We start from the raw sequence: 13,199 nt of genomic DNA, 5'->3' as shown, positions 1-13,199 counted from the left end.
ATCCGTTTACTCTTTTACGCCTCGGGGTTAACCGTTCTCATATCCACCGCAACGTCAACCCGCCCGGAGGAGGCCGAGCACCGCCCACCACCAACCGTCGTACGGGCCGCCGCCGGTCCGCGGCACCACACGATCCGGCTGCTCCCCCGGCCCCCGGGACCCCCGGGAGCAGCGCGTCACCGCAGAGCGGCCCGCAACGCCCGTACCAGCGCCTGTGGGCGCGGGTCGGCCGTGACGCCGCGCTGCATTCCGTTGGTGACATAGCCGAAGCCGATGCCCGATTCGGGGTCGGCGAAGGCGAGGGAGCCGCCGCGGCCCGGGTGGCCGAAGGAGCCGGGGGTCAGGAGCGGGGAGGCCGGGCCGTGCAGCATGTAGCCGAGGCCGAAGCGGGTGCCGATGACCAGCACCTCGTCCGGGCCCGCGGACTCTTCCGTACGGGCCAGGGTGAGCGTCGCGGGCGCGAAGAGGCGGCCGCCGGATCGCAGGGGGCCTGCCGAAGACTGGGGGGCCGAGGGCAGCGGGCCGATGAGCGCCGCGTAGAAGCGGGCCAGCGCGTCGGCGGTGGCGACGCCGCCCGAGGCGGGCAGTTCGGCCTCGAGGTAGGCGGGGTCGTTCTCGTCCGGCGCCGGGCTGATCGCCCCGAAGGCGCGCCGGGTGAGCGAGTCGGGGTTCTGGTACGCCTCGGCGACCGACCGCTTGGGCCGCAGCCGCGGGCCCTGTGCGGCGGGCACGGGCGGGGCCTCCACGGGCCCGATCCGGCCGACGCGGGCGCGCTGCTCGGGTGGCAGCCCGAGCCACAGGTCGAGCCCCAGCGGCCGGGCTATCTCCTCGGCTATCCAGCGGCCGATGGTCCGCCCGGTGACCCGCCGGACGAGCTCGCCGATCAGCCAGCTGTAGGTCTGCGCGTGGTAGCCGTGGGCGGTGCCCGGCTCCCATACGGGCCGCTGGGCGGCGACCGCCCGCGGGCCGTGGAAGCCGTCGATGGCCTGGACGGGGACCAGCGGGGTGTCCAGTACGGGCACCCCGGCGCGGTGGTTGAGCAGATGCCGTACGAGGACCCGCTCCTTGCCGTTCGCCTTGAACTCCGGCCAGTACGTGCCGACCCGGCCGTCCAGGTCGAGCTGGCCGCGCTGGTGGAGCAGCAGCGGGACGGCGGCGGCGACGCCCTTGGTGACGGACCGGACGACCTGCGCGGTGTCCTGTGCCCACGGCTCGCCGTCGGCGTCCTCTTGAACATCCTTCACGCCGGCCCACAGGCCGACGACCTTGCGGCCCTCCCGGTACACCGTCACGGCCGCGCCGCGGTCGCCGCGCCGGGCGAAGTTGTCCACGAAGGCGTCCCGGACCGGTTCGAATCCGTCGGCCACCGTGCCCTGGACGTCCACCACTGATCCGTACTCCCACCATGCCGAGGGCGAAGTGTGCTCCCCCCATGGTGCATCGCCCCCGCCGGATACCTCAGACCGGGGCCGTCACCGAGCGGGGGTCGAAGCCGAAAGGCAACTCCAGTCGATTTTCCCTCATCAGGGCCTCGTCGCACAGCAGGTCCTGGGTGCGGCCGTCGGCGGCGATCACTCCGCCGCTGAGCACCACGGAGCGCGGGCACAGCTCCAGCGCGTACGGCAGGTCGTGGGTGACCATCAGCACCGTGACGTCCAGGGAGCGCAGGATGTCGGCCAGCTCGCGGCGCGAGGCGGGGTCGAGGTTGGAGGAGGGCTCGTCCAGCACCAGGATCTCCGGTTCCATGGCCAGGACGGTCGCCACCGCCACCCGCCGCCGCTGTCCGAAGGAGAGGTGGTGCGGCGGGCGGTCGGCGAACTCGGCCATGCCGACCCGTTCCAGGGCCGTGATCACCCGCTGCTCCAGCTCCGCGCCGCGCAGCCCGGCCGCGGCCGGGCCAAACGCGACGTCCTCGCGCACCGTCGGCATGAACAGCTGGTCGTCGGGGTCCTGGAAGACGATCCCGACGCGGCGGCGGATCTCGGCCAGATTCCGCTTGGCGACCGGCAGCCCGGCCACGGTGACGGTCCCCGCGCCCGCGTCCAGGATCCCGTTGAGGTGCAGGACCAGGGTGGTCTTGCCCGCGCCGTTGGGCCCGAGCAGCGCGACGCGCTCGCCGCGGGCCACGGTCAGGTCGACGCCGAAGAGGGCCTGGTGGCCGTCGGGGTAGGCGTACGCCAGGCCGGATACTTGGAGGGAGGGTGGGGTGGCCTTGGGAGTGGTCTCGGGAGTGGTCTCCGCGGGAGACGAGCCGGTCATATCAACATCCATCCGGTCAGGCAGACCACCAGCGCGGTCAGGGGAAGGGCCGCGGCGGACAGCCACTGGGCCCGGGTCGCCGTCATATCGTCGATCACGGGCATGGTGCCCGCATAGCCCCGGCTGATCATCGCCAGGTGGACCCGCTCGCCGCGCTCGTACGAGCGGATGAACAGCGCCCCCGCGGACTTGGCGAGCACGCCCCAGTGACGCACCCCGCGCGCCTCGAAGCCGCGCGACTGGCGGGCGATCCGCATCCGCCGCATCTCGTCCGTGATGACGTCCCCGTAGCGGATCATGAACGACGCGATCTGGACCAGCAGCGACGGCATCCGCAGCCGCTGGAGCCCCAGCAGCAGGGCGCGCAGCTCGGTCGTGGAGGCCAGCAGCACGGAGGCGGCGACCCCGAGCGTGCCCTTGGCCAGGATGTTCCAGGCGCCCCACAGGCCGGGGCGGCTGAGCTCCATCCCGAGCACCGCGACGCGCTCGCCGTCCGCGACGAACGGCATCAGCACGGCGAAGGCCACGAAAGGGATCTCGATCAGCAGCCGCCGCAGCACATACCCCGCCGGAATCCGCGCCGCCGCCGCGACCGCCGCCAGCGCCACGGCGTACGCCCCGAAGGCCCACACCGCCTCGCGCGGGGTGGAGACGACGACCAGTACGAAGCAGAGCACCGCGGCGATCTTGCACTGCGGGGGCAGGGCGTGCACCGGCGAGCGGCCCTCCCGGTACAGCCTGTGGGCGTGACCCGCGCCCATGTCAGACCGTCTCGGAGGGGTGCGCGGACGGAACGGCGGCAGGCCCGGCGGCGGCCTTCTTCGCGCGGCGCCGTACGACGATGAACAGCCCCGAGCCCACGGCGAGGGTCGCGCCGACCCCGATCACCCCGGCCAGGCCGCCGGAGAGCCGGGCGTCGGAGATGTCCTTGACGCCGTAGTCGGCGAGCGGGGAGTCCTTGCCGGCGTGGTCCTCGGTCTTCTTGTCGATGCCGTTGTCGTGGGCGACCTTCTCCAGGCCGTCCGGGCTGGCGGACGCGTAGAAGCTGACCACTCCGGCACACAGCAGCGCCGCCGCGACCCCGATCGCCCACACCCGCCGCGCCGACCGCCGCGCCGCCGGCGCGGTCACCGCCACCAGGCCGAGCGCCCCCGCGGCCACCGCGACCACGACCCACGGGGCGATGATCAACCCGGCGGTCCCGTAGGCCTCTTCGGCCTCGGACAGGACCGGACGGGTCAGCAGGGTGCCCCCGATGACACCGACCACGGTGCCGAACGCCGCCGGGATCAGGGCCTGGGCCATATAGGCCCGTACGACCTGGGCGGGGGTGAACCCGAGCGCCTTGAGGACGCCGATCCGCCGCAGCCCGCCGCCGACCGCGCCCGCCACCACATTGCCCACGATCAGCACCGCCATGACCAGCCCGAGCACGCCGAAGGCGACGAGGAACGGCACGAACACCGCGGTCTCCTGCTCGGCCTCCCGTTTGACGGCGAGCCAGGACTGGTCGCCGACCCGCGCCCCGGCGGGCGCCGCCGCCGTCACCGCCGCGCGCCCCGCGGCGATCCGGGCGCCGGTGTCCGCGTCGGCGAAGCGGTAGAGCATCTGATAGCCCGCCCGCGCGCCGGGCGCGGTCAGCGAGGCGATCTGAGAGGGGGCCACCCAGGCGTCGGCGGTACGGCTGACCGAGCGGGCCACGCCGACCACGGTCAGCGTCGGCTCGCCGGGCAGGTCGGGGAAGCTCAGCCGCAGGCCCGGCTCAGGGGGCACTCCGGCCTCGGCGGACAGCACGATCTGGCCGGGCCTGGTGGCCCAGACCCCCTGGGTCAGGGTGACGCGGTCGACCGGATCGCGGCCGGGATCGGCGCGGCCGACGACCGACATCGGTACGAGCTTCTCGCCGTCGAGGCTCGGGGTGGCCGACGCGGTCGGGAAGGGCCCGGCCGCCGCCGTGACCCCGCGGGCGTCCGCGGACCCGGCCAGCTGCGCGGCCGTGGCCCTGGCCGCGTCGTACCGCACCGACAGATGCGCACCGCGCTGCTTGGCGAAGGCGTCGGCGAACGGCGCGCTGGAGGCCACGAGCAGCGAGGCGCACAGGACGGCCGCGGTCACGGCCATCGTGGTGGCCAGCCCGATCACGGCGTTCTGCACCCGGCGGCGGCGCACCCCCGAGCGCACGACCCGGCCCAGGGCGCTCATCGGGCCTCCTCCGCCATGACGGTGTGCCCCTCCGCGGCGATCCGGCCGTCGACCAGCCGGACCGTACGCGTCGTACAGGACTGCGCCAGCGCGAGGTCATGGGTGACCAGGACCACGGTCTGCCCGGCGGCGTTGAGCTCGGTGAGCAGATCGCGGACGGCCTCGCCCGCGGCGGTGTCCAGCGCGCCGGTCGGCTCGTCCGCCAGCAGCAGCGCGGGGCGGTTGACCAGGGCCCGGGCCACCGCGACGCGCTGCCGCTCGCCGCCGGACAGCCGCCCCGGGTAGGCGTCGGCGTGCCGGTCGACGCCGAGCGACTGGAGCAGTTCGGCCGCGCGCCGGTGAGCGGCGCCCCGCGACCGGCCGGCCATCCGCGCGGGCAGGGCGACGTTGTCGGCGACGGTCAGATCGTCGAGCAGATTGAAGAACTGAAAGACCATGCCGATCTTCGCGCGCCGGAAGCGCGCCGACGCCGCCTCGCCCAGAGTGTCCACGCGCACGCCGTCCACCGTGACCGTTCCGGAGTCCGGCCGGTCCAGGCCCGCGACCAGGTTGAGCAGCGTGGACTTGCCGCTGCCGGACGGTCCGAGGATCGCGACGGCCTCCCCGGGCCGCACGGTCAGCGACACGTCGTCCAGCGCGGGCGGCCCCTCGTCGTATCCGCGGCTCACATCCCGCAGTTCGATCACCGGCGTGGTCATGCTCGTCTCCCTAGGTCCATGCGTGTGACGCGGTTGGACGCTAGGCGCGGGCGCCTCCGGGGCACGTCGCTCGGCCGGGGCATTTCCGGTACCGCGCCGGGATGAGGGCGGCCGGTGTCATCCCCGCGATGTAGGCGAGCGATGTAGGGGCGGGCGCTCCGAAGACCGGGGGGAGGATGTTCCGGGCCTGGTCCGGTGGCGAGAATGAGCCGGTGATGAACGTGCCGTTGCCGGCCCGGCTGCGCGAACTGACCGAGTTGCTGAAGCGCGCGACCGGCCCGCTGCCCCTCCCCACCCGCCGAGGCATGGTCTTCGACGTGGCGTTGGCGCTGGCGCTGGGTATCGCCAGCGTCCAGTACGCCGTGGAGCACTGGGACGGGCAGGTCCAGACGGTCGTCGACGGCGTGGTCGAACCGTGGGTCCCTGCCGAGCCGTCCGAACCCGCGCCCCCACCTGTGCCGCCGCCGCTCCCGCACGAGCCGCCCCCGGACCCGGGCTGGCTGGCGGGCTGGCTCCTCCCGGTGACCTTGGCGGTCGCCGCCTCGGCGCCGCTCGCGCTGCGCCGCCGTTATCCGCTCGCCGTGCTGTGGATCGTGACGGTCGCGGTCGCGCTGACGCCGACGGAGACGCCCAGGATCACCTCGTACGCCTGCGTGATCGCCGCCTACGGCGCCGCGGCCTACAGCCCGTACCGGGTGGCCACGCTGGCGAGTCTGCCGGTGGCGGTGTTCGCGCTGAGCAGGCTCGCGGACGGCACGCTGCCCGTCGTCCAGAACGAGTACATCCCGCTGCTGATCCTGGTGCCGATCGTGGTGGCGGCCAACGGGCTGCGCACCTGGAAGCTGCGGGCGGGCGAGAGCGACGCGCGGATGTCCGCGCTGGAGCGGGAGCGGGCCGAGGAGCTGCGCCGCGCCGCCGAGCAGGAACGCGCCCGTATCGCCCGCGAGTTGCACGACGTGGTGACGCACAACGTGAGTGTGATGGTCATCCAGGCCGGGGCCGCCCGCAAGGTCATGGCGACCACCCCCGACCGGGCCCGCGAGGCGCTGCTCGCGGTCGAGGCGAGCGGCCGGGCGGCGATGGCCGAACTGCGTCACGCGATGGGCCTGCTGACGATGGACGAGGACACCATCGGCACCGACGGAGCCGCCACCCCGGACCTCGCCCCGCAGCCGGGCCTGGGCCAGTTGGACGCGCTGGTCGCCCGGGTGCGGGAGGCCGGGCTGCCGGTCGAGCTGACGGTGTCCGGGACGCCGCGGCCCGTCCCGTCCGGGGTCGGCCTCGCCGCGTATCGCGTGGTGCAGGAGGCGCTGACCAACACCGTGAAACACGCGGCCGGATCGACGGCGGAGGTCACCGTCGCCTACGGCGACGACCGGTTGCGGGTGGCGGTGACCGACACCGGCGGCACCCCCAGCGCGTCCGCGGCGGCCGGTGGCGGGCGCGGGCTGATCGGACTGCACGAGCGGCTGTCCGTCTACGGTGGGACCCTGCACACCGGGCCGCGCCCCGGTGGCGGTTACCGCGTCGAAGCAACCATCCCCCTGGAGGAGATGTGCCCCCTGGAGGAGATGTGACTTCTGGACGAGAGGCGACCTCTGGACGAGAGGTGACCGGGCCGCTGCGCGTGGTGGTCGCCGACGACCAGGCGCTCGTCCGTACGGGCTTCACCATGATCCTGGCGGCCGACGGCATCGACGTGGTCGCCGCGGTGGCGGACGGGGGCGAGGCCGTCGAGGCGGTCCGGCGCACCCGGCCCGATGTGGTGCTGATGGACATCCGGATGCCGGAGGTGGACGGCCTGGAGGCCACCCGGCGCATTCTGAGCGGCGCCCCCGGCGAGCCCCGCGTGATCATCCTGACCACGTTCGACCTCGACCACTTCGTCTACGCGGCGCTGTCCGCCGGGGCCAGCGGCTTCCTCCTCAAGGACGTCACCCCCGAGCATCTGGTCGCCGCCGTCCGCATGGTCCGCGACGGCGACGCGCTGCTGGCCCCGGCCATCACCCGCCGCCTCGTGGAGCGTTACGCCCGCCGGGACCCCGACACCTCCGCGCTCCACCGCGACCTGGCCGCGCTGACCCCGCGCGAGGCGGAGGTGCTGCGGCTGCTGGCCCAGGGCCTGTCCAACGCCGAACTCGCCGCCCGCCTCCACCTCTCCGAGGCCACCGTCAAGACCCATGTCGCCCGCATCCTCGCCAAGCTCGGGCTGCGCGACCGGGTCCAGGCCGTGGTCGTGGCGTATGAAACCGGGCTGGTCAGCCCCGGTGCGCGACGGGATGCCGACGGCGGCTGAGAACAACGTTGAGAAGAACCGCCCCCGTTTACGTATCTCTTCGGTATGCGACGACAACCGATGAGGGGCGGCCCGGTGAAAAACAGGAAGAGACATAAGCGGTCCCGAGTGATCGTTATGTCCGTGGTCGGTGTGACGGCCTTGGCTGTCGGGGGCGGAGCGCTCCTGATGACCGACAACAACGCCTCGGCCGCCAAGGAGACCCCGGCGCAACAGGCGGCCGCGCGGGCCGGTATGACGGTCAAGTGCCCGGATGTCGCGACGAGCCTGTCGAACGTGCCGCAGCAGGCGCGGCCCGCCGTCAACAACGAGCTGGCGAAGATGGACAGCCAGGTCGCCGACGCGTACCAACGGCTCGCGGAGCCGGGCGCGAAGGCCGACCAGGAGTCCGTACGCACCCGCGTACTGGACCCGCTGACATCCGAGCGGCGGCAGACCCTGGACCGGATCGCCACCGAGATCGAGAAGGTCAAGACCCGCCCGTCGGGCCTGGACTCGCTCGCGGCCTGCACCGTCAAGCAGGACCAGGCGGCGGCGGACGCCCAGGCCGCGGCGCCGAACACCCCCGCGGCGGGGGACGCGGCCCCGACCGCGGGCGCACAGGGCGCGGGCAGTCAGGGCGCGGGTGCCCAGGGCACCGGCGGTCAGCAGCAGTCCGGCCCGCAGCGGGCGGACTTCGTGGACATCCGCAAGGTCAAGCCCAACGTCAAGAACCCGCGGGTGCAGGCCAAGGGCTCCAAGGGCACCTTCTCCTCGCGCTGCGGACGCAACGAGAACAAGCACTTCAACTCCGACAACGTCATCGTGGCCCCCGGCGTGGGCAACGGCGCCCACCACATGCACGACTACGTCGGCAACAAGAAGACGGACGCCTTCGCCTCCAACCAGGTCCTCGAATCCGCCGGGACCACCTGCACCAACGGCGACCGTTCCACCCACTACTGGCCGGTCCTGCGGCTCCAGGACGGCACGAAGGAGTTCGACGCGGGCGCCCCGGGCGGCGGTACGGAGGGCAACGTGGGGCGCATCCTGCGGCCCACCTCCGTACAGCTCAGCTTCAAGGGCAACCCGGTCTCCAAGGTCGTGGAGATGCCCAAGTTCCTGCGCATCATCACCGGTGACGCCAAGGCGTTCACCAACGGCACGGTCAACGCCAACGCGTCCTGGAGCTGCACCGGATTCGAGAACCGCCAGCTGAAGGACAAGTACCCGGTGTGCCCGAAGGGCAGCAACGTGGTGCGCACGTTCAAGTTCCAGAGCTGCTGGGACGGCAAGAACATCGACAGCGCGAACCACCGTACGCATGTGGCGTTCGCCGGCGCGGACGGCTCGTGCCAGCAGGGGTTCAAGGCCATTCCGCAACTGGTCCAGCGGATCACCTACAAGCTCGCACCCGGCGCCCGCAACTTCGCGGTGGACAGCTTCCCGGAGCAGTTGCACAAGCCGGTGACGGACCACGGCGACTTCATCAACGTAATGTCGCAGAAGCTGATGAAGCAGGCCGTGAGCTGCATCAACAGCGGCCGCAAGTGCGGCTGACACACTGACCCGGCAGGGGGCCAGTCCCCCTGCCGGGCCTATCGCACGTCCCCCGAGGCCCATCTGGCGGTGACAAATGTCGCTGCCCGCCCGCTGAACAGAAGCTTCCGGAGCCACCCCGCTGCTACGCTCCGTCCGACTCGCCCTCGAGGCGCATGCGGGGCCCACCCCCGAGGACCTGGTACACGCCCGCCACCACGGCGGAATCCACCGTTCTGGGAGGCCCCCTTGAGACGCCCTGCTCATCCGAGACGCCCGGCCCGTCGTCCGTTACTGGCCGCCGCCGTCGCCCTCGTCGCGGGCCTCACCGCGACCACCAGCGCGAACGCCGCGGACACCCCGCTGCCGATCCAGACGGACGGCGTCTGGGGCATCGACTTCGCGGGCGGCACGCTGGCCACCGTGGAGCACAGCGCGTCCCGCGAGCAGTACGTCATGACGCGGCGGGTCGCGCCGGACGGGTCGACCGCAGCCACCCGGGTTCCGATGATGTACGCCGGTACGTTCGCCGACGGCGACCACATCAAGCGCGTACCGTGCGACGCGGGCGAATGCATCCCGCTGGTCGGCTCCGGCAACGGCGACGTCGGCCTTGTCTTCGTGGACGACGGCAAGGAATACGTCCAGATCCGGACGAGCCCCAACACCTACCACGGTGTGGAACCGGCCGTGACGGGCGCCCGGATCGTGGATGTCACCGGCCGCTACTTCCTCTACAACGCCCAGTCCACCAACAAGCAGTACCTCGACGACCTGCAGCCGTACCGCACCACCGACGTCCGGATCACCCGCTCCATCACCGCCGCCTCCGTCTGGGGCACCCGGCTGTGGGCCGCCAGCTCCACCGCCGGGACGGTCACCCAGACCGACATCAAGACCAAGAATCTCGTCGAGACGGTCGCCACGGGCGCGCCCTGCGTCATCAAGGAACTGCAGGTCATGGGGCGCTGGGTCTACTGGAGCTGCGGTACGACCGGCCCGGCCGGGGTCTACGACCGCACGGCCGAGAAAAGCTTCACCGTCCCCTCAGGACCCGCCCTCGTCGGCGACGGCTACCTGGTCCGCCACGACCGCACCACCGGCCAACTGCTGCTCACCGACTTCCACACCGGCACCGCCGCGGCCCCGCGCCCGATCGCGGACCTGCCGGCCGGCAACACTGCCGACCAGCGGCGGCTGACCTGGGCCGTGGACAAGTGGGGCGGCGACATCGCGTACGTCGACTCGGCCAACGCGATCCGCGTCGTGCCCAGCGGGGTCCCCACCCAGTCCCTGGCGAAGATCGAGTCCGATGTGGACGGCACCTCGCTGGATGTCGACAACGCGCAGTGGGGCAGCACCTGGCAGTTCAACAAGCCGGTGACCTGGACCTTCACCGTCAAGAACGCGAGCGGGCGCACCGTCCGCACCCTCACGGGGAGCGGCAGCCCCCAGGCGGACGTCGCGTGGGACGGCAAGACCGACGCGGGCACGTACACCGCCAACGGCCGCCACACCTGGACACTGACCGCCAAGGCCGTCGAGGGCGCCGGCACCAGCACCACCACCGGGGAGATCACCGTCACCGGCGCCTGACCGGCGGGGACGAACCCCACACCTGCGAAGCTCATACACCGACGACACATAGGGGCTGACATGGCACTCTTCGGCAACGCACACACTGTCGACCCGGCGGCAGCGCAAAAGGACTTCGAGCGACTGCTGGGGCAGGGCGAGCAGGTCCAGGCCGCGTACCAGTTGATACGCGACACCATCCTCTTCACCGACCGCCGTCTCATCCTCGTCGACAAGCAGGGGATCACCGGCAAGAAGGTGGAGTACCACTCCGTCCCGTACAAGAGCATCACCCACTTCGCGGTGGAGACCGCCGGCACCTTCGACCTCGACGCCGAGCTCAAGATCTGGATCTCCGGCACCGCCACCCCGGTCGAGAAGACCTTCACCAAGGGGGTCGACATCTACGAGGTACAGGCGATCCTGACGCAGTTCGTGGCCAAGTAGGGGCGGACCGCGACGGTGTTGAACGTCGTTTCCGGTGTCTGGGGCGAGGTGAAGCGGGCGTTGACGAGATAGAGGCGGTCGGCCCGGCGGGCGACGGTGGTGGGGACAGAGCCTGCCGGGCGAACTGCTGACGACGATCAGGATGAAGCCGTCGCATGGGGCATGGCTACCAGGGCGCCTTTCGTGGCCCACCCGAGCGGGGCACGACCAGGCCGAACTCATACGCCAGCATCACCGCCTGGGCCCGGTCGCGGGCGCCGAGTTTGGCCAGGACTCGGCTGACGTGGGTCTTGACGGTCTCGGCGCTCACCGTGAGGCGGGCGGCGATCTCGGCGTTGGACAGGCCCTCCGCGATGAGGCGGAGCACTTCGGTTTCGCGCGGGGTCAGGAGGGCGAGCGGGGAGGGTTCGGCGGTGTGGGGGCGTAGGCGGACGAACTCGCCGATGAGGCGGCGGGTGACGGTGGGGGCGAGCAGGGCTTCGCCGGCGGCGACCACGCGTACGGCCTCGAAGAGCCGTTCGGCGGTCATGTCCTTGAGGAGGAAGCCGCTGGCGCCGGCGGCCAGGGCGTCGTAGACGTACTCGTCGAGGTCGAAGGTGGTCAGCATGACGATGCGCGGGCCGCGGCCGGGTCCGGTGCCCGCCCCGGCACCCGCCCCGGCACCCGTCCCGGCACCCGCGATGATGCGGCGGGTGGCCTCAATGCCGTCCAGGACCGGCATACGCACATCCATGAGCACGACGTCGGGGCGCGTCTCGCGGCAGACCCCCACCGCCGCGGCGCCGTCCGCCGCGCTGCCGACGACGGACAGGTCGGGCTGGGTGTCCAGCAGTGCGCCGAATCCGGCGCGCACCACGTCCTGGTCGTCGGCGATGACGATGCGTACGGTCATGCGGCCGCCGCCTCGCGCAGCGGCAGTTCGGCCGCGACGACGAAGCCGCCCGCTGGGCCGTGTTCGGTGCGCAGGGTGCCGCCGGCCATGGCGACGCGTTCGCGCATGCCGAGGAGGCCGTGGCCGGGGGCGAGGCCGAGTTCGGTGAGGGCTGGACCGGCGCCCACGTCGCGTACGGTGACGCGCAGTGCGCCCTCGGCGTAGTGGAGTTCGACGTCGACCGGTGCGCCGGGGGCGTGTCGGCGGGCGTTGGTCAGGGCCTCCTGGACGATGCGGTAGGCGGTGAGCTGCAGGCCCGGGTCCAGGGGGGTGATCCGGCCGCGTACGACGAGCCGGACCCCGCCGCCCGCGGTGTCGCGGGCCTCGTCGACCAGGGTGAGGAGCTGGTCGAGTCCGGGCTGCGGGCGGCGCGTCGCGGGCGCCTCGGCCGCCGCGTCGTCGCGCAACACGCCCAGCAGACGGCGCATTTCGGTGAGGGCCTGCCGGGCCGTGTCGCCGATCGCCAGTAGCCGCTCGGCGCCCAGCGGGGGCAGCCCGGGGGTGGTCAGCCGGGCGGTCTCGGCCTGCACGGACAGGGTGGAGATGTGGTGGGCGACGACATCGTGCAGCTCGCGGGCGATCCGGGCCCGCTCGCCGCGCGCCGCGTGTTCCAGCACGGTGTGCGCGTACGCCCCCTCGGCCGCGGACCGGGCGGCGGCCTCCCCGCCGGCCCGCCGTGCCGCACCGGCGGCGAGCGCGGCCGCGGCGCCCGCCAGCAGGGCTATGCCGAAGGGCTTGCCGCCCGCCGCGGTCGGGGCCGGGCCCACCGCGTACGCCACGAAGGGGACGGCGAGCAGGAGCGTGGTGCGGGGCGAGCGGCGCAGTCCGGTCAGATAGAGCAGTGCGGCCAGGGCGGGCAGCGCGGCGGCGCACGGCAGCCGACCGCTGAGCGGGGTCAGCAGGACCGCGGCCGTCACCGCCGCGGCGGCGGGCAGGAGTTGGCTGCGGGCGAAGGCGAGCGGTGCCGTCGAGCCGAGGACCAGGGCCAGGGTGAGCGGAATGTCGGCGGCCGGGGGCCGGTCGGTGATGGGCACGACGGCCTGGAGCAGCCCGGCCGCGCACAGCGCCGCGGCCGCCACGAGCGGCAGGTCCGGGGCGCGACCGAGCCGCCGCAGCGCAGTCGCCATGGGCCCGGCCGCGCCGCGCGCCCCGGCCGCTGCGCGCTCAGCCGCCCCACGCCCGGCTGACCCAGCCGCCGCGTGCCCCGCTGCGCGCCCCGCAGCCCGCTCCGCCTCGCCGGCCAGGGGCTTTCTCCACCTCACGCCGGTCATTA

General features: G+C 73.0%; 12 protein-coding genes. 5 read left to right on the top strand and 7 right to left on the bottom strand.

Going from position 1 to position 13,199, the window contains the following annotated elements; all coding sequences use genetic code 11:
• Window positions 1-176: 176 nt before the first annotated feature.
• The 5 genes from ACWDSL_RS24770 to ACWDSL_RS24750 all read right to left on the bottom strand — a co-directional run bounded on the left by ACWDSL_RS24770 (window position 177) and on the right by ACWDSL_RS24750 (window position 5,159).
• Window positions 177-1,385 (bottom strand): serine hydrolase domain-containing protein, encoded by a 1,209-nt coding sequence (locus tag ACWDSL_RS24770; protein WP_450488849.1) that lies wholly within the window; start codon window positions 1,383-1,385, stop codon window positions 177-179.
• A 73-nt stretch (window positions 1,386-1,458) separates the two neighbouring features.
• Window positions 1,459-2,259, bottom strand: coding sequence for an energy-coupling factor ABC transporter ATP-binding protein (locus ACWDSL_RS24765; protein WP_450488842.1), 801 nt, complete (start codon window positions 2,257-2,259; stop codon window positions 1,459-1,461).
• Complete coding sequence (gene cbiQ / locus ACWDSL_RS24760) at window positions 2,256-3,020, bottom strand: cobalt ECF transporter T component CbiQ (RefSeq protein ID WP_450488840.1); 765 nt, start codon at window positions 3,018-3,020, stop codon at window positions 2,256-2,258. Before cbiQ ends, ACWDSL_RS24765 begins: the two co-directional genes overlap by 4 nt.
• Before the next feature lies 1 nt (window position 3,021).
• Window positions 3,022-4,461: a PDGLE domain-containing protein gene (locus tag ACWDSL_RS24755; protein WP_450488838.1), complete on the bottom strand. Its 1,440-nt coding sequence runs from the start codon at window positions 4,459-4,461 to the stop codon at window positions 3,022-3,024.
• The gene (locus tag ACWDSL_RS24750) at window positions 4,458-5,159 is read right to left on the bottom strand and encodes an ABC transporter ATP-binding protein (RefSeq protein ID WP_450488836.1); all 702 of its coding nucleotides are present in this window, start codon (window positions 5,157-5,159) and stop codon (window positions 4,458-4,460) included. The genes ACWDSL_RS24755 and ACWDSL_RS24750 overlap by 4 nt, the downstream gene beginning before the upstream one ends.
• 215 nt (window positions 5,160-5,374) lie before the next feature.
• On the opposite strand from ACWDSL_RS24750, the gene ACWDSL_RS24745 reads away from it, so the two are divergent.
• From ACWDSL_RS24745 to ACWDSL_RS24725, 5 genes are all read left to right on the top strand, one after another.
• Window positions 5,375-6,736, top strand: a complete 1,362-nt coding sequence (locus ACWDSL_RS24745; protein WP_450488834.1) for a sensor histidine kinase — start codon at window positions 5,375-5,377, stop codon at window positions 6,734-6,736.
• A gap of 32 nt (window positions 6,737-6,768) precedes the next feature.
• Window positions 6,769-7,455, top strand: coding sequence for a response regulator (locus ACWDSL_RS24740; protein ID WP_450488847.1), 687 nt, complete (start codon window positions 6,769-6,771; stop codon window positions 7,453-7,455).
• 60 nt (window positions 7,456-7,515) lie between these two features.
• Complete coding sequence (locus ACWDSL_RS24735; RefSeq protein ID WP_450488846.1) at window positions 7,516-8,994, top strand: DUF1996 domain-containing protein; 1,479 nt, start codon at window positions 7,516-7,518, stop codon at window positions 8,992-8,994.
• A gap of 228 nt (window positions 8,995-9,222) precedes the next feature.
• Entirely contained in the window at window positions 9,223-10,569 is a 1,347-nt protein-coding gene (locus ACWDSL_RS24730) for a FlgD immunoglobulin-like domain containing protein (protein WP_450488832.1), read from the top strand.
• Window positions 10,570-10,629: 60 nt separating this feature from the next.
• Window positions 10,630-10,995 (top strand): PH domain-containing protein, encoded by a 366-nt coding sequence (locus ACWDSL_RS24725; protein WP_450488830.1) that lies wholly within the window; start codon window positions 10,630-10,632, stop codon window positions 10,993-10,995.
• A gap of 166 nt (window positions 10,996-11,161) precedes the next feature.
• On the opposite strand, the gene ACWDSL_RS24720 is transcribed toward ACWDSL_RS24725, so the two are convergent.
• A complete protein-coding gene (locus ACWDSL_RS24720; protein ID WP_450488828.1) occupies window positions 11,162-11,887 on the bottom strand; it encodes a response regulator in 726 nt (241 codons plus the stop codon).
• The gene (locus tag ACWDSL_RS24715; protein ID WP_450488826.1) at window positions 11,884-13,053 is read right to left on the bottom strand and encodes a sensor histidine kinase; all 1,170 of its coding nucleotides are present in this window, start codon (window positions 13,051-13,053) and stop codon (window positions 11,884-11,886) included. Before ACWDSL_RS24715 ends, ACWDSL_RS24720 begins: the two co-directional genes overlap by 4 nt.
• Window positions 13,054-13,199 lie beyond the last annotated feature (146 nt).

It is taken from the genome of Streptomyces sp. NPDC000941 (genome assembly GCF_053599555.1).
This window is presented reverse-complemented; position numbering and strand designations above follow the sequence as displayed.